General features: G+C 44.9%; 19 protein-coding genes. 11 read left to right on the forward strand and 8 right to left on the reverse strand.

Features of this window, described 5'->3' with window-relative positions; genetic code table 11:
* Positions 1–87 precede the first annotated feature (87 nt).
* The 6 genes from sohB to ACLWOR_RS12940 are packed head-to-tail and all read left to right on the forward strand — an operon-like array spanning position 88 to position 7,020.
* The gene (gene sohB / locus ACLWOR_RS12915; RefSeq protein ID WP_413941157.1) at positions 88–1,107 is read left to right on the forward strand and encodes a protease SohB; all 1,020 of its coding nucleotides are present in this window, start codon (positions 88–90) and stop codon (positions 1,105–1,107) included.
* 13 nt (positions 1,108–1,120) lie between these two features.
* Positions 1,121–2,086 carry an ABC transporter ATP-binding protein gene (locus ACLWOR_RS12920; protein ID WP_413941158.1) on the forward strand — a complete coding sequence of 322 codons (966 nt, stop codon included), beginning with the start codon at positions 1,121–1,123 and terminating at the stop codon, positions 2,084–2,086.
* A 12-nt stretch (positions 2,087–2,098) separates the two neighbouring features.
* Positions 2,099–3,067, forward strand: coding sequence for an ABC transporter ATP-binding protein (locus ACLWOR_RS12925; protein WP_413941159.1), 969 nt, complete (start codon positions 2,099–2,101; stop codon positions 3,065–3,067).
* A gap of 26 nt (positions 3,068–3,093) precedes the next feature.
* A complete protein-coding gene (locus ACLWOR_RS12930; protein ID WP_413941160.1) occupies positions 3,094–4,785 on the forward strand; it encodes a peptide ABC transporter substrate-binding protein in 1,692 nt (563 codons plus the stop codon).
* 34 nt (positions 4,786–4,819) lie between these two features.
* A complete protein-coding gene (locus ACLWOR_RS12935; protein WP_413941161.1) occupies positions 4,820–5,791 on the forward strand; it encodes an ABC transporter permease in 972 nt (323 codons plus the stop codon).
* 14 nt (positions 5,792–5,805) lie between these two features.
* Positions 5,806–7,020, forward strand: a complete 1,215-nt coding sequence (locus ACLWOR_RS12940) for an ABC transporter permease (RefSeq protein WP_413941162.1) — start codon at positions 5,806–5,808, stop codon at positions 7,018–7,020.
* A gap of 2 nt (positions 7,021–7,022) precedes the next feature.
* Here ACLWOR_RS12940 and ACLWOR_RS12945 read toward each other — a convergent pair whose 3' ends face one another.
* Positions 7,023–7,904 carry a hypothetical protein gene (locus tag ACLWOR_RS12945; RefSeq protein WP_413941163.1) on the reverse strand — a complete coding sequence of 294 codons (882 nt, stop codon included), beginning with the start codon at positions 7,902–7,904 and terminating at the stop codon, positions 7,023–7,025.
* 175 nt (positions 7,905–8,079) lie between these two features.
* Here ACLWOR_RS12945 and ACLWOR_RS12950 point away from each other — a divergent pair, with 175 nt between their 5' ends.
* The gene (locus ACLWOR_RS12950) at positions 8,080–8,607 is read left to right on the forward strand and encodes a hypothetical protein (protein ID WP_413941164.1); all 528 of its coding nucleotides are present in this window, start codon (positions 8,080–8,082) and stop codon (positions 8,605–8,607) included.
* A gap of 78 nt (positions 8,608–8,685) precedes the next feature.
* Positions 8,686–8,928, forward strand: a complete 243-nt coding sequence (locus tag ACLWOR_RS12955) for a twin-arginine translocase TatA/TatE family subunit (RefSeq protein WP_413941165.1) — start codon at positions 8,686–8,688, stop codon at positions 8,926–8,928.
* Here ACLWOR_RS12955 and ACLWOR_RS12960 read toward each other — a convergent pair.
* The 3 genes from ACLWOR_RS12960 to greA are packed head-to-tail and all read right to left on the reverse strand — an operon-like array spanning position 8,923 to position 12,209.
* Positions 8,923–9,702, reverse strand: coding sequence for a glycerophosphodiester phosphodiesterase (locus ACLWOR_RS12960; protein WP_413941166.1), 780 nt, complete (start codon positions 9,700–9,702; stop codon positions 8,923–8,925). The two genes, ACLWOR_RS12955 and ACLWOR_RS12960, sit on opposite strands and share 6 nt — an antisense overlap.
* The gene (locus ACLWOR_RS12965) at positions 9,699–11,675 is read right to left on the reverse strand and encodes a hypothetical protein (RefSeq protein WP_413941167.1); all 1,977 of its coding nucleotides are present in this window, start codon (positions 11,673–11,675) and stop codon (positions 9,699–9,701) included. Before ACLWOR_RS12965 ends, ACLWOR_RS12960 begins: the two co-directional genes overlap by 4 nt.
* A gap of 51 nt (positions 11,676–11,726) precedes the next feature.
* The gene (greA, locus tag ACLWOR_RS12970; protein WP_413941168.1) at positions 11,727–12,209 is read right to left on the reverse strand and encodes a transcription elongation factor GreA; all 483 of its coding nucleotides are present in this window, start codon (positions 12,207–12,209) and stop codon (positions 11,727–11,729) included.
* Positions 12,210–12,358: 149 nt separating this feature from the next.
* On the opposite strand from greA, the gene ACLWOR_RS12975 reads away from it, so the two are divergent.
* Positions 12,359–12,637 (forward strand): (2Fe-2S)-binding protein, encoded by a 279-nt coding sequence (locus tag ACLWOR_RS12975; RefSeq protein WP_413941169.1) that lies wholly within the window; start codon positions 12,359–12,361, stop codon positions 12,635–12,637.
* On the opposite strand, the gene ACLWOR_RS12980 is transcribed toward ACLWOR_RS12975, so the two are convergent.
* Entirely contained in the window at positions 12,638–13,426 is a 789-nt protein-coding gene (locus ACLWOR_RS12980) for an alpha/beta fold hydrolase (protein WP_413941171.1), read from the reverse strand. It abuts the gene before it with no gap.
* Between the two features lie 155 nt (positions 13,427–13,581).
* Positions 13,582–14,019, reverse strand: a complete 438-nt coding sequence (locus tag ACLWOR_RS12985; RefSeq protein ID WP_413941172.1) for a bacterioferritin-associated ferredoxin — start codon at positions 14,017–14,019, stop codon at positions 13,582–13,584.
* A 124-nt stretch (positions 14,020–14,143) separates the two neighbouring features.
* On the opposite strand from ACLWOR_RS12985, the gene gloB reads away from it, so the two are divergent.
* Complete coding sequence (gene gloB / locus ACLWOR_RS12990) at positions 14,144–14,920, forward strand: hydroxyacylglutathione hydrolase (RefSeq protein WP_413941173.1); 777 nt, start codon at positions 14,144–14,146, stop codon at positions 14,918–14,920.
* Here the strand turns inward: gloB and ACLWOR_RS12995 are convergent.
* Together ACLWOR_RS12995 and ACLWOR_RS13000 are read right to left on the reverse strand one after the other, a co-directional pair.
* Complete coding sequence (locus ACLWOR_RS12995) at positions 14,883–16,256, reverse strand: TIGR01777 family oxidoreductase (protein ID WP_413941174.1); 1,374 nt, start codon at positions 16,254–16,256, stop codon at positions 14,883–14,885. The genes gloB and ACLWOR_RS12995 overlap by 38 nt on opposite strands.
* Positions 16,257–16,267: 11 nt before the next feature.
* Positions 16,268–17,575, reverse strand: coding sequence for a cryptochrome/photolyase family protein (locus ACLWOR_RS13000; protein ID WP_413941175.1), 1,308 nt, complete (start codon positions 17,573–17,575; stop codon positions 16,268–16,270).
* A 74-nt stretch (positions 17,576–17,649) separates the two neighbouring features.
* Between ACLWOR_RS13000 and ACLWOR_RS13005 the strand changes: the two genes are divergently transcribed.
* Positions 17,650–19,065, forward strand: a complete 1,416-nt coding sequence (locus ACLWOR_RS13005; protein ID WP_413941176.1) for an ABC1 kinase family protein — start codon at positions 17,650–17,652, stop codon at positions 19,063–19,065.
* The last annotated feature ends 3 nt before the right edge of the window (positions 19,066–19,068 follow it).

Consider the following 19,068-nt stretch of genomic DNA (forward strand, 5'->3'; position numbering starts at 1 on the left):
GTCCCGATCTTTTTTTTGAGCAAACAAAAAAGAAGCTCGACCTTTGGCCAATTCCTGAATAACGTAACGAGCTGCTAAAGGAGCATTATGGACGCACTGCAAAGTATTGGAATTTTCGCCGCTCAAACCTTCTTAATTCTCTTCGCGATTTTGGCGGTGATCATCGTCATCGCTCTGATTGCAGCTCGTGCAAGCCACAAATCGGAAGTTCAAGTTGAACTCATCCACAAAAAATACAAACGCTTCCGCAATCAACTTCGCGCTGAAACTTTAACTAAAAACGAGCGCAAAGATTTGAAAAAGAAACTTAAAGAAGAACAGAAAGCTTCTGAAGAAAAGTCTCGTGATCACGAAAAGAAAGTTTTCTTGATCGACTTTGAAGGCGACGTCAAAGCCAGCGCCGTTGAAAACCTACGTGAAGAGATCACGGCGGTTCTGACTGTTGCGACGACTTTTGATGAAGTTGTGGTTCGCGTAGAAAGCCCGGGCGGCGTGGTGCACGGCTATGGTCTTGCAGCTTCACAATTATTGCGCGTTCGTGAAAAAAACATCCCACTCACTGTCTGTATCGATAAGGTCGCGGCCAGCGGTGGTTACTTAATGTCGTGCACAGCCAACAAGATCTTCAGTGCACCATTTGCCATCGTGGGATCCATCGGCGTGGTCGCCCAGGTGCCGAACGTTCACCGTCTTTTGAAAAAACACGATGTCGACTACAAAGAATACACAGCGGGCGAATTCAAACGCACCGTGAGTCTTTTGGGTGAGATCACAGAAAAAGGTGAAGAAAAGTTTAAACAACAACTGGAAGACACGCATGTGCTCTTTAAAGGTTTTGTGCAAAAATTCCGCCCCAACTTGAATCTAGCCGACGTTGCCACAGGCGAGTATTGGTACGGCGAGCAGGCTCTGAGCAAAGGCCTGGTTGATGAAATCAAGACAAGCGATGAGTACTTAATGGGTCTTGCGGAAAATCATCAAATAGTTAAAGTAAAATTTGAAGTTCATGAGAGTATCACTGACAAACTCACTGGAATCATGGGGAAATCCCTGAAATCTGCGGGTCTTGGAATTCTTGCTGAACTTGAAACTCGTAGATTTCTTTAAGAAGGAACTTTAAGTGTCGAACACGATTGTTGAAGTTAAAGACTTAGAAACGACCTTTGCTACTAAGGCAGGCCCTGTTCGCGCTGTGAACAAAGTCAGCTATAAAATTGATAAAGGACAAACTCTTGGAATCGTCGGCGAATCTGGTTGCGGCAAATCTGTGACCTCTTATTCACTGATGCGCCTGATTGAAAAACCAGGCCAAATCACAGGCGGCCAAGTTCTTTTGAACAATCGTGACCTTCTAAAACTATCTGAAGCTGAAATGGCGGAAGTTCGTGGCGGCGAAATGGCTATGATTTTCCAAGAGCCGATGACAGCTTTGAATCCTGTTTTGACCATCGGTTATCAGATGGACGAACAGATTATGAAACACAAAAAATGTTCTCCTAAAGAATCCCGCGAGCGCGCCATTGAAATGCTTCGTTTGGTGGGCATTCCTTCTCCAGAAGAACGCTACCTGGCCTACCCTCACCAACTTTCCGGCGGCATGCGCCAACGTGCCATGATCGCCATGGCTCTGTCATGCGATCCGGTCTTCTTAATTGCCGATGAACCGACGACGGCTTTGGATGTGACAATCCAAGCTCAGATTTTGGAGTTGATCCAGAATCTGCAAGAAAAATTCAATATGACTGTTCAATTCATCACGCATGACTTGGGTGTGATCTCTGAGATCTCTGATAAAGTGATGGTGATGTATGGCGGTCAAACTTGTGAACAAGCTGACACCCAAGAATTGTTCTTAAATCCTCGCCATCCGTATACGGCGGCGTTGATTACATCTCGTCCTAAATTCGGCGAACGCGTGCAACGTTTGGCAACAATTGAAGGTAGCGTTCCAGCTCCTTATGAATTGCCAAAAGGTTGTCCGTTTGTGAATCGCTGTTCTCGGGCGAAATCGGAGTGCGCAGGTAATAAACCACCATTAGTGCAAATCAAACCAGGGCACACAGTTGCCTGCTTCAATCCACTCTAGAGGATGGGAACCATGAGCGACGTCATTCTTGAAGCCAAGAATATTAAAAAGCATTTTCCCATCAAAAAGGGTCTTCTCCTTCGCCAAGTGGGCAGCGTGAAGGCTGTTGATGATGTTTCTTTGATTGTTAAAAAAGGAGAAACATTGGGACTGGTTGGAGAATCTGGCTGTGGTAAATCCACTTTGGGCCGTACTTTAATTCGTCTTTATGAGCCCACGGCTGGAGAGCTTAAATTCCACGGTCAGGACTTCTTAAAATCCAGCGGCGATACTCTTCGTAAGCAACGTAAAAACATTCAAATGATTTTCCAAGATCCTTATGCATCTTTGGATCCTCGTATGACGGTGGGACAAATCATTCGTCAACCCATGGACATTCACAATGTCGGCACAAACGAAGAACGCAACAAACGTGTTTTAGAATTGATCGAACTTGTGGGACTTCGCAAAGGTCACGTCAATCGTTACCCGCATGAGTTCTCAGGCGGCCAACGTCAGCGTATTTGTATCGCGCGTGCAATTGCTCTGAATCCGGAATTGATTATCTGTGATGAGCCCGTGAGTGCCTTGGACGTTTCGATCCAAGCGCAGATCTTGAATCTATTAAAAGAACTTCAAGAGAAATTAGGCCTCACTTACATCTTTATTTCTCACGACCTTTCGGTGATCGAACACATCTGCAATCGCATTGCGGTTATGTACTTGGGTAAAATTGTTGAGATCGCCGACCGCGATGAACTCTTTAGCAATCCCCAACATCCGTACACGCAGGCTTTGATTGGCGCGATCCCTCGTGTCGGCCAAGGTAAAAAGAAAATGAAAAAATCCCTGGGCGGCGAAGTGCCAAGCCCGATCAACCCACCTTCTGGATGTGCATTCCATCCACGCTGTCCTCACAAAATGGATATTTGCTCTCAGCAAATGCCGGTTTTGGAAGGCGCAGGCACGCATCAGAAGGCTTGCTTCCTCAAAACAACTTAACGATGACGATCTTAAAGGAGACGACAATGTTAAAATCAATGACGACAGGATTGCTGACTGCAACCCTCCTCGGTCTAGGTGTTCAGGTATCCGCCGCTCCTAGCAACAACGAGTTGAAAATTGGGATCTCTCAAGAGTTTGAGACTCTCAATCCCTTGATCATGTCCATGTCCGCTTCAACTTACATGTCTCGCTTGGTGGGACGTTCTTTGGTCGTATTGACTCCAGATGGTAAGTGGGTGACTCAATTGGCGAAAGAAATTCCGTCACTTGATAAAGGCACAGCTAAGATCGTCGAAGTCGGCGGCAAAAAGAAAATCGTCGCAACTTGGGAAATTCTTGAAAATGCAAAATGGGGTGACGGAAAACCTCTCACTTGCCAAGACTTCATCACAGCTCACACGATTGCCAAAGCCCCAACAGTGAGCGTGGGTGAAAAAGAAACTTGGACTCAAGTTGAAAAAATCGACGTTGATGCAAAAAATCCTAAAAAATGTACTTTCACTTATGAGAAAGCAAAATGGGATTTCTATCAATTGGCGCAATTCTATCCAGTGCCAACTCATATCGAAAAAGCGATTTTCGATAAATATGGTAAGCAAAAAGAAGGCTACGAGAAAAACTCGGCCTTTGTTCGCACACCAACAAATCCAGGTCTTTACAATGGTCCTTATGTGATCAGCGAAGTGAAATTGGGTTCGCACGTGGCGTTTGCTCCAAATCCAAACTTCTATGGCAAACAACCCGCGATCAAAAAAATCATCGTGAAGTTGATTCCGAACACAGGAACTATGGAAGCAAACTTGCGTTCGGGTACAATCGACATGATTTCAAGCCTGGGTCTTGATTTCGACCAAGCTTTGGCCTTTGAGAAAAAAGCAAAAGCGGAAGGCTTGCCATTCGATACACACTTCACTCCTTCAGTGACTTACGAACATATCGACCTTCGCACCGACAACGCGATTTTACAGGACGTCCGCGTTCGTAAAGCTTTGTTGTTCGCAATCAACCGCGATGACTTGGTGAAAGCCCTTTTCGAAGGCAAACAACAGGTCGCTGTTCATAACGTGTCTCCAAAAGATCCATGGTTCACTGCTGATCCAAAAATCGTCACAACTTATCGCTACTCAAAACGTGAAGCTGGTAAATTGTTGGATGAGGCCGGTTGGAAAATGGGAGCTGATGGCTATCGTACTAAAGATGGCAAACGCTTGAGCTTGAATTTCCAAACAACAGCAGGAAATAAAACCCGCGAGCTTGTGCAAGTTTATTTGCAAAACCAATGGAAACAAGCCGGTATTGAAGTTTTGGTGAAAAATGAGCCAGCACGTGTGTTCTTTGGTGAAACAATGTCAAAACGTAAGTTTGAAGGCTTGGCACTGTTCGCATGGGTTTCTTCTCCTGAAAACAGCCCACGTTCAACTTTGGCTTCAACATCTATTCCAAACAACAGCAACGGCTGGTCCGGTCAGAACTACCACGGTTGGAAAAACAGCCAAGTTGATAAAGACTTGGATGCTTTGGATATCGAGTTCAATCCGAAAAAACGCCAAGACATCGTTCATAACATCTTGAAAAATTACACGGCGGAAGTTCCAGTTATTCCTCTTTTCTACCGCTCTGATATTTCTGTGACTCCGAAAAACTTGAAGGGTTACAAAATGTCTGGGCATCAATTTGCTGAAACTAACAACGTAGAAGACTGGTCCCTGAACTAGTCTTCTTGGAATATTTGGAAAATAAAGGACCATCATGACAACATTCATCACCCGAAGAGTTTTGCAAACACTCGCTGTGATAGTTCTCCTATCTTACGTGTGTTTCTATCTTATGAGTTTGATGCCGGGAGATCCGGTGGACATGATGGTCGCATCAAATCCTAAAATCACCGCAGAAGATGTGGCTCGCTTGAAATCTTTGTATGGGTTGGATCAACCCGTTTACAAACGTTATGGCAGCTGGATTTCGTCTATTATGGAAGGTGATTTGGGTTACAGCCGGACTTATCGTGTTCCTGTTCAGGAATTGATGGGTCCGCGTATGTGGAATACATTTATTCTGTCTTTTATTTCTTTAGGTCTTTCCATCTTGATTGCTGTTCCTCTCGGAGTTCTTTCCGCGCTAAAACCTGGCAGTCGGTTGGACTACTTCATGAACTTATTCTCGTTTGCCGGTATCTCGATTCCTTCTTTCTGGCTGGCCATCGTATTGATTATTCTTTTTGCCGTTAAATTCCCTCTTTTCCCAGCAGGTGGTACACAAACCATCGGCGCTGGTGAGCTCGGCTTTTGGACGGACTTGATGGACCGTTCAAAATATCTGGTCCTTCCCGTTTTGAGTCTTTCGATTCAACAAATTGGACGTTTCTCGCGTTTCACTCGTTCTGCGATGTTAGAGGCGATGAGAAATGATTTTATTCGCACAGCGCGCGCCAAAGGTCTTTCGCGCCGTCGCGTGATCTGGCAACACGGTTTTAGAAATGCCTTGATTCCGCTGATCACGATTTTAGCTTTGAGCTTCTCAGGTCTTTTCTCAGGAGCGATTTTGACTGAAACAGTTTTTGCTTATCAAGGCGTTGGTAAATTGGTTTACGACTCGATTATCGGCAATGACTACAATGTCGCGATGATTTCATTTGTGATCTCAGTGAGCATGGTGCTTTTAGCGAACTTGCTAGCTGATATCCTTTACGGCTTTGCGGATCCCCGCATTTCTTATCAATAGACAGGGAAAGACGCATGAGCGAAACAACTATGAATGAAATTGAAATCGAAACTCAGTCTTTATCCGATAAAGAGCGCCAGGCTTTAGAAAAAGCCCAACCCATGTGGAAACTGATCTTGAGTCAGTTCATGGAACATAAACTTGCCGTGGCTGGTTCTGTAGTTATCACGATCTTTATGTTGGTGGCGATCTTTGCCAATCAAATTCAGAGTATCACCGGACTTGATCCTGATGCACAGAATGTAGCTCACCGTTATATGGCGCCAATGACTACGGCTCAAGTAGGTCAAGACGTTCGCGAGACGGAAGTTGAACGATTCATTAACGACAATCCAGAAGCTGCCGATGCTATTCAAAAAGCCTTGGTGGAAAAAGGAATCGTCGCTGTGGCTGAAGCTGACGCGATTTATGAACTTGTCAGTCGTGACATCAAAGAGGTCGTGTCGTCTTTAAGATCATTAAATATCCCGCAAACTCAACCGCTCCTCGCGAAGGTCAATGAGTTTGAAACTTTCCATTTCTTTGGAACCGATGAATTAGGTCGCGATGTCTTTATTCGCTTGGTTTACGGAACTCGTGTTTCGATGGGGGTCGGCGTTTTGGTTGCGCTCGCATCAGCTCTTATTGGCCTTTTGATTGGCAGTATCGCGGGATTCTATGGCGGTCTGGTGGACACATTGCTTATGCGTATCACCGATGCCCTTCTTTCCCTGCCGACGATTCCAGTGTTGATCGTGATGGCAGCCATTGATCTTTCTAAAATCCCATGGTTGAAAGCCATCGTGAGCACGTCGAATGAAAGCGTCTTTAAGATGATTATCATTTTGTGCATGTTCTCATGGATGACAGTGGCTCGTTTGGTGCGTGGAAGTATTTTGTCTATTCGTGAACGCGAATTTGTTTTAGCAGCTCGCACTCTGGGTGCTAAGGACAGCACCATCATCGTTCGCCATATGTTCCCGAATGTGATTGCACCCATGTTGGTTTCGATTACGTTGGGTGTTGGTGAATCGATTTTATTTGAGGCTGCTCTGAGCTTCTTGGGTCTAGGAATCATGCCACCAACTCCAAGTTGGGGAAATATGCTGAATAACGCTCAAGAGTTGATTTACCAGGCTCCTTTCTTGGCGATCTTGCCCGGTGTTTTGATTCTTTTGACAACGATCAGCTTTAACTACTTAGGTGACGGCCTTCAAGATGCTGTCGATCCAAAAGCTCTTCGTCGCTAATGTTAATTCATCCAGGGGCCTTCAGATCTTTTTTTAAAGAACTCTTGAAGGCTCTCTTGATAATTTTTAATTCCATCATCCATGAATAACGTCTCCACATCTTTTTGATATCCAGGTGTTGAGGCAAGACTTTGCAATTTCTTGTCGAGAATTTTAATTACTGCTTTTCCCCAATCGCCTTGGTTGCAGGCAATATAGGCTTCCATCGCGCCAGGTAGCTCTTTGATGGGCAAAGATACTAATGTCCCACCTTTCGGGTTTTCTTTGTTAAAATAACGAACGAATTCTGCCATCTCGATGGTGTAGTCAATTCGCTCATTCTTGACCATAGTCAGAACAGTCTTCCAATCCACAGCATCGACCGGACTCCAGTTTCGAAAACCGCTATGCTCGCGCAAAATTTTATCAATGCCCTCGCTGTAAGATCGCTGCGGGATCAATCCGCCCTTCAACTGTTTATTTGAAAACAGTTCATTCAAACTTACTGAATTCTTATTCGCTAAAATACTCGGCACTTGAGAGTTGCGCACGATCACACGATAAGGTGGAACAATAAGGAAGGCTGTCATTTGCGAGGTGGCCCATCTTTCTTTAGTTTTAAGAATGGGAACGACGCAAACTTTTTTGCCTTCTTTCCAGAGACGTGCGGCTTTGTCAAAATGACCACGAATCACGTGGTGTTCATAATTAGGCAGTGTCTGTTGCAGTTCGAGAATAATTTTTTTGAAGACGTCTTCCTTTGCTGCAAAGGTGCTGTCCTGAGAAACAGAAGGCTTAGGCCATTCCGGCATGACCCAGATAAGTTTATCCTGTTGCGGGCCTGATATCTCGGCCGCAGCCCCTAAACCCCAACTCAGTAAGACAAGAACCGTAAGGACATTCATGTTCGTCTCCCTGATCTTTATATTACGCCCCCTCTTGGGTTCAGCAAGACGAGGCCGACAATTGTCTAAACACTCCCTGAAAAAAGGAAAGGACTCGGGTTCTCAAACCGTTCTGGTTCGAGGTCGGAGCGGCATAAATCTTGTTAATAGTGATAGCGATCATAAGTGGGGTTTTATGAAAACAATACTTTCGTTTCTAATAACAACATTGGCTGCTGCCAATGCATTCGCGCAGAACTCATACGAAGTTATGTGCCGTGCAAAAGCAAAAGAAATAGCAATTCAAACTTACTCATCCTGCGTGACGGAGTCTCGTCAGGCCAAGGTAGAGGAAATCCGCGCAGGCTATCAAAAAGATCTCGCGGCTCTTAAATCGAAATACGACAAAGAGTTGAAAAAGCTCAGCGGGAAAAATACAGCAACTGCTGCACCGAAAAAAGAATCTGCAGCAGCGGGTCCAGTCACAGTTAAAGAAACACAGGCACCGCGCCCAACAAAAGGCGTAGCAAAACAACTTCCAACGCGTTCAGCGACTCCTGAACCAGCTCCAGCGCAGAGCGTCTCAGAAGGCCAAAAGGTTGTTGCTGTAGGCCCAGAAACTCCTCAGGAAAGCCCAGAATTCTCTTCTGATACGGCTCTTGAGAAAGAGGCGGCTGCTTTGGATGGCGATAAAATCGAATATATCGAGATGCCGACAGAGTAAGAGCTAGTCTGGCATTGATTTTCCTTCCGGACAGGTCTAAAAGAGGTACACTGTTTTAAGACTTCCGGGAGGAATATAATGGGTGAATTTAGCCTGACCCACATTTTATTGGTTGCTGTGATCTTCTTGATTTTCTTCGGCCCAAGCCGTCTACCACAATTGGGTCAATCACTTGGTAAAGCGATTCGCGGTTTCAAACAAGGTCTTAACGAAATCGACGTAGATGCAAAAGACATCTCTGATTCTAAGACTCAAGTTTCTCATCAACAACAGTCTGCTCAATCGACTGCAAACAAACAAAAAGAAACTCAAAACTCATAAGAGAGTATCTGAGATTATACTGATCGCTCCGGCTTGCAGAAGTTTTTCTGCAAGCTTTTGATCATTCACTGTCCAGAGTGCAACTGGGATTTTTCTTTTCAAAAATGCCTGCACTTCTTTTTCGCGCCAATAATTCTGATCTAAATGAAGCGCATTCACTCCGATATACGGGGCGAGCCACAACTTCTTCAGATAAATTTTATTTTCTGGTTCATCTTCTTGCGAAGCTAAAAGTGCCCGCGGAACTTCGGGAATAATTCTTTTAAGACGCCAAATCGCCAGTGGGTTGAAGCTCGAAAACAGCACCCGTTTTTCTGCGCGGTACTTGCGCACCAAAGCCGCTACTTCCTTCTCTAAAGTTCCGTCCCAAGCACGATTGGTTTTAAGCTCGATATTGATCAGCATCGGAATATCTGTTGCTTGTAAAACTGACTCAAGCGTTGGCGCATTCACATAATTTTGCAATTCATCGGCCGTAAGATCCAAAACGTTCTGATTGCGATGACCGATGCGTTTTAAATCTGTGTCATGAAAAACCACCGGAACATTGCCTTTGCAAAGCCTCACGTCCAATTCAAACATCTGAAGCCCGCGTTCAGCCGCCGCTCGAAAGGCGGCCATCGTGTTTTCCTGAGCCCCACCCTTCCAGTATCCACGATGCCCTTGATAGGCTGGTGGACGAAGAGCCCCTGGTGGCCACGGAAGTGGTTTCCACGTCTTCTGACGAATAAATAGAAATAAAAATACAACCGCAACGATCACTAAGAAAATCATCTTCTTTGTGTCCTTTTCGGAGCATTATCCAAAATCAAACGGGGCTCATCGCGCGTACCTTCGACGATCCACTTTTTAGACTGTCGACCTTCGTTCACGTGCACGCCACCTTTTAAAACACCATCTTGATCCCACGAACCATCGACTTTTACCAAAGTGCTTTTATCGAGATGCCCCTGAAAACCCTTCCATGAAAGAGTTTTTTGTTTTTGAAGAACAAATTTTCCATTCACGTCCGAGATGTTCAAAGTTCCATTGTTCCAATATTTGTTGGCGGCAATTGTGCGCATCAAATTTGAAGTTGGGGATTTTTCCGAAACAGACATTTTTTGAATTTGCGTTCCGATTGTCAGCTCGCCTTGATGTCCTTCAAACTGCGCCCGCGTTTTGACGAACTCCACACCTTCAACCCGCATGTTTTGCACGCGTAACAAGCCTTTGGCTTTATCCAATTGTCCATTTTGAATTTTCAATTCGCCATCCAAGCTCATAGATCCCACTTCCCCACCTTGAGTCATAAGATTTTGTACGGCACTTGTAAAAGCCAATTCATCTACGTGGGATTTGACTTCGATGTTCTTAAAATCACGGTCGGCAGTAAGCTTTACTTCACCCAGAAAGCTTCCACCTCGCGGCTCAACACGATTGACAGAGATCAACCATTGATCGCCTCTCAAAGCGATTTCTCCCATCATCCGATCGATAACCTGCAATTGACGTTCGCTTTTGTTTGAGAAAATAAATTCCAACCCTTTGTGTTCACCCTGAAGGCGCATCATTTGATCCGAACGAATTTCCGCCACTCCAGAAAATTGCCCTAATGCTCCTAAGATTCGTGCATCCGCTGGGCGATTTAAAAGCACCAGCAATTTTTCCACATCCAATCTGCGCACATCGATGCGAATCGGCTTGTATTCGATAGGTGAAAGCCTTGTGAACTCCATCTGATCCACGCGCATTTCACCGAGGTCGCCCTCTACATTCAGATCGCGAACATTCAGTGGTGCATTCTTTAAGTCTTCAATCGGGCCTACCCAACGGGCTTTCGCGGACATCCAGACCTGCTTGCCGTTGAGTTCCTTGGAAGCCAAATCATACTTTTGCAATATCGACAAAATTTGACTGAGAGGAATGTGTTTGAGATCTGTCTCCACAGTCAGTCGATGATCCGAGAGATTGTAGTTCGCAATAAAACTGTAATGCCCTTCACGCCAGTTCCCGAAAAAGTGCGACTGCAATATTTTGTCAGGACTTTCTTTATACTCCATATAGAGATTGGCGTGAGAAAGATAGTCACCCACTTGGTTGTCTTTTAAAAGATGTGTTTTTGCGCGCACTTCAATCACACGCGGCTCAAAGGATTTCACTCGCACAGAGAAATCCAAAAGCTGCGAGCGATATTGAGGGTACTTGTCAGCAGCGATATTGAATTCACGCACGTAAAGCGAGCGCACATCATTGCGGTATTTTTCTTCCGCCTCAGAGGGAGATAACGTCACGAGAGGCTTGGAGCCCTGACTTTGAGTCACTTGCTCAACATGATCTTTATCACTGCAGTTTTTAAATTCTTCGCGCAAATTCAAAGTGACGACTTGAGCTTCAACGCTTTCAACAGGAGCACGTCCTGTGATGAGTCCCCAAACCGAAAGTGGCAAGCGCAATTCATCGATATTCAATGTAGGAGCCATCCAACAAACTTGTGACGACTCCATTTTGATATTGGTGATCACGATTGAAAAACGCGGCAGAATGCCTTCGCTTAATATGAATTCCGCAGAATCAAAAGAAACTTTTACGTCTTTGTGAATGTGGCTCGCGGCTTTTTCAATTTGAGCTTTTACCCGAGCTGGAGAAAGATAGGACTTCAGCGTGTAACCAATAAAAAAAGCCAGAACTAATCCCGTTACTAAGATTCGGAGTCCTGGCTGTTCAGCAATCAGATGTCTATCAGAGTTTTTTTTGCGCGAGTCCATGTTTCTATTTTGAGGTGGAAACAAGGACCCGACAACGTCTTTATTTAAAAATTAACCGAATTTGAACGAAATAACTTCGAACTCTTTGTCGCCTTTAGGGCTTTGTACCGTAGCTGTATCGCCAGCCTTTTTACCGATCAAGGCGCGAGCAATTGGAGACAAGATTGAAATCATACCTTGCTTCACATCTGCTTCATCCACGCCGACGATTTGGTAGCTGAATTCTTCTTCTGACTCTGTATCCACGATCACAACTTGAGCGCCGAATACGATACGGTCAGATTTGATTTGAGAAGGATCAATAACTTCCGCACCGGCTAATTTGCCTTGAATATCAGCAATACGACCTTCGATCATGCCTTGGCGTTCTTTAGCAGACTCATACTCCGCATTTTCCGAAATATCGCCCTGAGCGCGAGCTTCTTCGATAGCACGGATAATTGTTGGTCTTTCTTCAGTAATAAGCTTCTTCAATTCCGCCTCAAGCATCGCTTTTCCGCGGATAGTCATTGGAAGTTTATCAGGTGCAGCCATCTCTCGCTCCATTGTTAAGAGGAAAGATGTTTTAACGGATAAAGCAGAATTTATCAACTTGCATCATCACGGGACGTCCCTACTGACGTCGGGATGCGTTAGGGAAGCCGCATTGCATCTCATATGGGATGGGCGTAACCTTGAGGGGTATGGGAGCCAAGAAAAAGTCTGAGATCATCTGTAGATGCAACAACGTTTCACGCGAAACGATTGAAAAAGCCATCCGCGATGGAGCTCAGACTTTAAATGAAATTTTTGATACAACGACCGCAGGCGTGGGCCCCTGTGGAGGCTCCTGCCGTCGAAAATTAGGTCCCCTGCTGGACCATTACCTTAAAACCGGTCAGTTTCCAGAAAAAATACCCGTCGATATGACGGGTAAAGAAAATCCAAGTAAAAACGAAGATCCTGACCAAGACCCTAAATAATTACTGCGGAACAACGCCTGCTGCTTGCAAAATTACATTCGCCACTTCATTAGCCTTGGATTGCATGGGCACGTGACTGCTGGCTACACGAGTGGTTTTAGCATTGAGCTTTGTTGCCAACGCCGTTTGTAGATCTGGTTGAATCATACGATCTTGCTCCGCCACCACATACCAGTTCGGTTTTGTTTTCCAAGCTGCGACAGTGACTTTTTCTTCAAAGCACTTAATCGCTGTAGGTCCCTGAGTGGCAAACATCACCTTTGTTACTTCTTGAGGAAGATCTTGAGCAAAGTCATCCATCATGCCTTCTTCCGAAAGAGTCGCAAACCCAAATTTATCTGGAACCAATTTTCCAAAACCTGGAGGTACGGGATAATCTTTAGCAAGATCTAAAGCGGATTGTCCTTCAGACGGCGCAAAGGCCGCAACATATACCAACGATTTTACTTTATCATGCCCACCCGCTTCTGTGATCACAACACCACCCCACGAGTGACCGACGAGAATCACATCACCGGTTGCATTTTCAATCGCACGATTGGTTGCAGCGACATCATCTGCAAGTGATGTCAGAGGATTTTGAACCGCGATAACTTTGAGACCTGAGTTCTGTAAAAGAGGAATGACTTTATCCCAACTGTTTGTGCCGTCGGCAAAAGCACCGTGCACCAGAACCACAGTTTTATCTTGCAGAGGCTTGATGCGTACAGGAATTGTGGGACTAGCTGCTGTCGCCGCAAAAGCCGTAAAAATTAAAACAGATGACAATAAACTTTTAAAAAGTTTCATAACACTCAACTCCCTTTTCGTGATTGATTTTTACTAGAGATAGGAAGTGAATCATTCACAGGTGAGCAAGCCAAGATCCTCGGGGAAAATACAGAAAGTGCTCGTGATAGTTTGTGTTATCGCAGTAATCTCGGAGGAAACTTTAAAGATTTGTCTTAAGCAGATTTGCGTTGAGTGCGGTATTCGATGATTTTTTGAACGTAAGGACGGCATGTTCCGCATGCCGTGCTTGCCGATGTTTGACGAGTGACCACTTCGGGCGTGTGAGCGCCCGCGATGATCGCTTGATCCACAATATGAGTCGCGACACTTCGACAGTGACAGAGTTCTTCGTGTTCATAGGGAAAATTCCATTCACCACGAAGCTTCATGATCATTTCACACAACAACAAACTTCCATGATCATTGCCCTCGGGTAAAGGCCACTTTGAAACGTCATTGCCAAAACTGCGTCTCATCTTGTGCATCATTTCCATAAAACTTGAACAGCCGATCATTGAAACAGATTTAACGGAGAGCGAGCCTTTTGCGGCTTCCCCTTCGTATTCAACTTCAATTTGATCTCGTCCTTCGAGTTCGACTTTCAATTTCATAGAAGATTCTATTTTTCAGGAGAATATATTCGCAGCCAAGGCCAGATTTTGCTGTTTCACATAGGGCGTTATGACCTTTCACACAAGACTTGTCGGTGCTCATGCAATAGACAAAAATGATCCTATGGCTGATGTTACATTCTCCCCCAGTCGACCTTTCGTGGAGCTTCTCCCGATCTTTGAGGACAATTATGTCTTTGTTCTCGTAAATCCTTTTAACAAAGAAGCCCTGGTCGTTGATCCAGGTACACATGAAAAAGTAATCAACTATTTGCAAGAGAAGGAGCTGACTTTAAAAGGCATCCTCCTCACTCATCACCATCGCGATCACATTGGCGGCCTTAAGGACCTTTTAAAAACTTTCCCAGTCCCGGTGTGGGCGCCTCTTAAAAACAAACATCAAATACCTGATGCCACTTACTATGTGGAAGAAGGGCATCAGTATGACGCGGCATCTTTCCAATTTTCAGTGATGGAACTTCCAGGGCACACTCTGGGACATGTTGCCTACTGGCTGCAAGAACCACGCTGGCTTTTCTCGGGAGATGTCTTATTTGGCTTGGGTTGTGGACGACTTTTTGAGGGAACTTACGAGCAAGCATATTACAGCCTAAAAAAACTCAAAAGACTTCCTCCGGAAACTTTGGTTTATTGCACTCATGAGTACACGGAAACCAATCTACGTTTTTGCAAAATGCTCTCAAGCTTAGATGACACTCCCCTAAGAGGAGATGATGAAAGCTTAGAGCTTTATGAAAATGAACTTTTAAACAAACGTTCCTTAGGAATCCCCTCTGTCCCTCTCAAATTAGCGATCGAAAACAGAGTGAATCCTTTTTTACTTGCGGAAAGCCTACAGCAATTTACTTACCTGCGTGAGTTGCGAAATATGCAGTCATGATTTTTTGACGACGGTAATTGAAAATATCGTCGACTTCTTTACGCACCCACGGAAGTCCGCACAACCAACCCAAAGCACCCATCGGCAAACGATAGCGAACCTTATCAATCATCAAAGTTCCGCCACAATACGGCCGAAACTCATGCGTGTGATGCCAAAGGCTATAGGGACCTTTTACTTGATTGTCGACGAACTTATAAGGCGGCTGCCATTCGTCGATTTCGGTTTTCCATTTCACCGGAACGCCGTGAATTTTTAAACGATAGTTGATAATGGTTCCTTGCTGAATCTCCGGAGTGGAAATGCTCTCGATATTAAAATTCAACGTAGGTGGAGTGAGCTCCTCTAAGTTATGGGCATTTCGGAAGTACAGAAATACTTCTTCTGGATTTTCCGGGATAAATTGCTCCGAATAAAATATTTCTTCGCCATTACGAAGGGGCGCACAAATATTTTCAAACGCTTCCTCGAGATCATTAAAATAAAACTGATATCCTAGGCCCTCAGCCTTCACAGCACTCGCACGAATCGAACTTAAAATCGCTGTTCCTGCTTCACCAAAAACAGTTTTAATGGCCAAGGCCGGAATCGGCGGCCCCAAGCGACGACGCAAAGCTGACGCTAATGCTTGAGAGAAATCTTTATTCGTAGCAGGCCGAGGTGCTGTTCCATTGATCGCACCTTGAGCTTTTGGATTTTCCAACGCCATCACAAAAAGACCGACGATGTCTTTAATATGAATCCAACTCATCCACTGATGACCTTTGCCAATTGCTCCACCTAAACCCAAACGGAACGGCAAAAGCATTTTATCAAGAGCTCCACCGCGACGAGAAAGCACCACACCGGTTCGAATAAAAACACTGCGACAAGGCGCTTTGGCGGCTTCATTTTCCCAGTCGACACAGATTTGCGCCAAGAAGTCTGTCCCTGCACGATGCTCTTCACTGACAATATCAGGCCCACAGTCTCCGTAATAACCAATAGCAGACCCAGAAATAAAAGCTTTCAGCGGCGCCTGGCTTAAGCTTTGCACTAGGTGACGAGTGCCATCAACGCGTGAAGTGCGAATGGCGTTTTTCTTTTTATCAGTCCAACGTTCACCGACTACGGATTCACCCATTAGGTTTATCACAGCTTCGATCTTATTCAGTCGCGTATCAGTCAGAGTTCCTTTGCCAAGATCCCCTTCGATAATTTCACAAGGAAAAGGAAGTTGCGAAATCGCTCGCTTCTTATCTCGAGCCACAACAAAAATCTCGTGACCTTTTTCTGCCAGGACTTTTCCCACTTCTTTACCAATAAGACCGGTTGCGCCTGTGATTAGTATTTTCATAAACTCCTCAGCTATTTTTTAAGAGCCAAAGTGAACGCTTGCAAACAACGTCCGCGTGCTTCTTCGTGTTGAATAATAGGTTTAGGATATTGTGCAGTGCCAATTTCAGGAACCCATTTCTTAATGTATTTTGAATCTGGATCAAACTTATCTGCTTGGGCCGTCGGATTAAAAATACGGAAATACGGAGCCGCATCACACCCCGACCCCGCGGCCCACTGCCAATTTCCATTATTGGCAGCTAAATCAAAATCCAAAAGTTTTTTAGCGAAGTATCGTTCGCCCTCATACCAGTGAATTAACAAATGCTTGCATAGAAAGCTTGCCGTCACCATCCGCACACGATTGTGCATAAAACCTGTGGCGTTAAGTTCTCTCATGCCCGCATCCACTAGCGGATATCCCGTCATGCCCTGAGACCAACGCTCGAAATCTTTTTTAGAATCGCGCCATTTGATTTTATCGTACTCAGGTCGAAAGCTTTGAGTTTCTACTTGCGGATAATGCCAAAGAATTTGCATAAAGAAATCGCGCCAAATCAACTCACTGAGCCAGGTTTCAGAATGTTTCTGCCCTTCTCGCGCGAGTTCACGAATGCTCACAGTTCCAAATCGCAAATGCACACCGATCCGAGTCGTGCCTTTATCCAGATAAGGATAGTCTCGATCTTCAGCGTACTTTTTTAATACCTTTGTTGAAATCTCATCGTCCGGAAGAACAATCGAACTTTTTTGAAAACCGATATCGGAGAGCGAAATCATTTTCTCTGGCGATTTGATTTTGGCATAGGAACTCTCATAGAGATCCACTGGATAACTTTTCACATAAAAAGGCGATAAATTAGCAAGCACCTTGCGCTTATAAGGTGTGTACACCGTATACGGCTTGCGTGAATCCGTAAGAATTTCGTCTTTTTCAAAAAGAGTCTGGTCCTTAAATGTTTTAAACTCAATTCCCGATGCTTCCGCCCATTTTGCGACCGCTTCATCGCGTTTTCGCGCATACGGTTCGTAGTCGTGATTGGTATAGATCGCCTCGACGGAAAATTCTTTGCTCAAAGCCTTCAGAACTTCTAAAGGCTTTCCTTTTCGCACGATCAAATCCGATTTTTTCTTTTGCAAAGTACTTTTGACCGAGTCCACATGGTCATGGATAAACGTCACACGGGCATCTGTAGTATCATCCAGCTTTGAAAGAATATCCGTATCAAATATGAAGATTGGCAAAACCGCTGAGCGCTCTTTTAAAGCATAGAACAGGGCCGCGTTATCGAAGAGACGAAGGTCGCGACGCAACCAGAGCAGAGTCACTTTTGTCATTTAACACATTCACTTTCCGCATCAAATAGGATTTGAGTTTAACATTGGCCCTTACTCAGGTAAATTAAGAGTACATGGATGAAAAAAAGCCTGTCAAAAAACAAAAACCGGCTCCTGAGCTTTCCCGTATTAAGTCTTCCACTTTTTCACGGGGGCTTTCACTTGCAAAACTAACGATTCAAGCTGGCGCCTCTATTGCGCAGCATAGCATCACCAGCGCTCTGAAAAACAAAGAAGAAAAAGAAGAGAATTGGAAGAAGGTGCTACAAGGCCAAGCCTCAGTCATTAGCTCCGAACTCGGAGAACTCAAAGGCAGCCTGATGAAGGCCGGCCAAATGCTTTCCATGTATGGCGAGCATTTCCTGCCACCAGAAGCCAACGCACTTTTAAAATCCCTGCAATCGGATTCGATCCCACTGAGTTGGCAGGCCATCGAACCGACCTTGCAAAAACATATGAGCCGTGAGCTGCTCGATAAACTGGACATCGAAAAAACAGCTTTAGCATCTGCCTCTATGGGACAGGTTCACCGCGCAAGGATCAAAGCAACGGGTGAATCTATTGTCTTAAAGATTCAATATCCCAATGTCGACAAAGCCATCGACAATGATTTGAAAGCTATTCGCACTTTATTAGGCACATTGAAACTATTGCCGCGCGATTTTAATTTGGACCCCATGTTTGAAGAAGTTCGCGAAATGCTTCATCAAGAAATTGATTATGAGTTGGAAGCCCGACTCACTGAAGATTTCAGAAAACGCCTGGAAGGAGATTCACGTTTTATAGTTCCCCGTGTCTATCCTGAATTTTCCGGCCCACGCATTCTGGCGACCTCTTACGAGCGCGGCATTCGCGCCGACGATCCTTTAATCCAAAGCTTACCGGCCGAGCGCCGCAATCGCGTCGCGATGAATTTCTTGGATTTGTATTTTAAAGAACTCTTCGAGTGGGGCGTTGTCCAAACCGACCCTCATGCCGGAAACTACCGCATCCGCATCGACCCACAAGGACATGATCAACTGGTCTTATTCGACTTCGGTGCCACGCGCGAATACACGACTGAATTTATGATTCCCTACCGCCATATGGTGAAAGGATCTCTCTTCAATGATCGCGAGCTCTTAAACAAAGCCGCCTACAAATTAAAATTCATCGAAAGCGAAGACCACAAGGAACTTAAAAATCTTTTTGAAGAATTCTGCTTTGAATCGGTGGAGCCGTTCCTCGAATACAAAGACCCCAGAAACACACACCAACAAATAGCTCCAGACGGAACCTATGATTGGAAAAATACAGATCTGCCAAAACGCCTTTCGAAAAAGGTCCTGCAAATCATCCGCAATTTCCATTGGCGATCACCGCCAAAAGAAATTATTTTCCTCGACCGAAAAACCGGCGGCGTCTTTATATTCTTATCAGTCCTAAACGCCCGCATTCGCGGACGCGATCTGATTTTAAAATATTTAGAAAAACTTCCTAGTTTTGATTGAAAC

The organism is Bdellovibrio sp. HCB2-146, from assembly GCF_047345725.1.
In the GTDB taxonomy this organism is placed as follows: domain Bacteria; phylum Bdellovibrionota; class Bdellovibrionia; order Bdellovibrionales; family Bdellovibrionaceae; genus Bdellovibrio.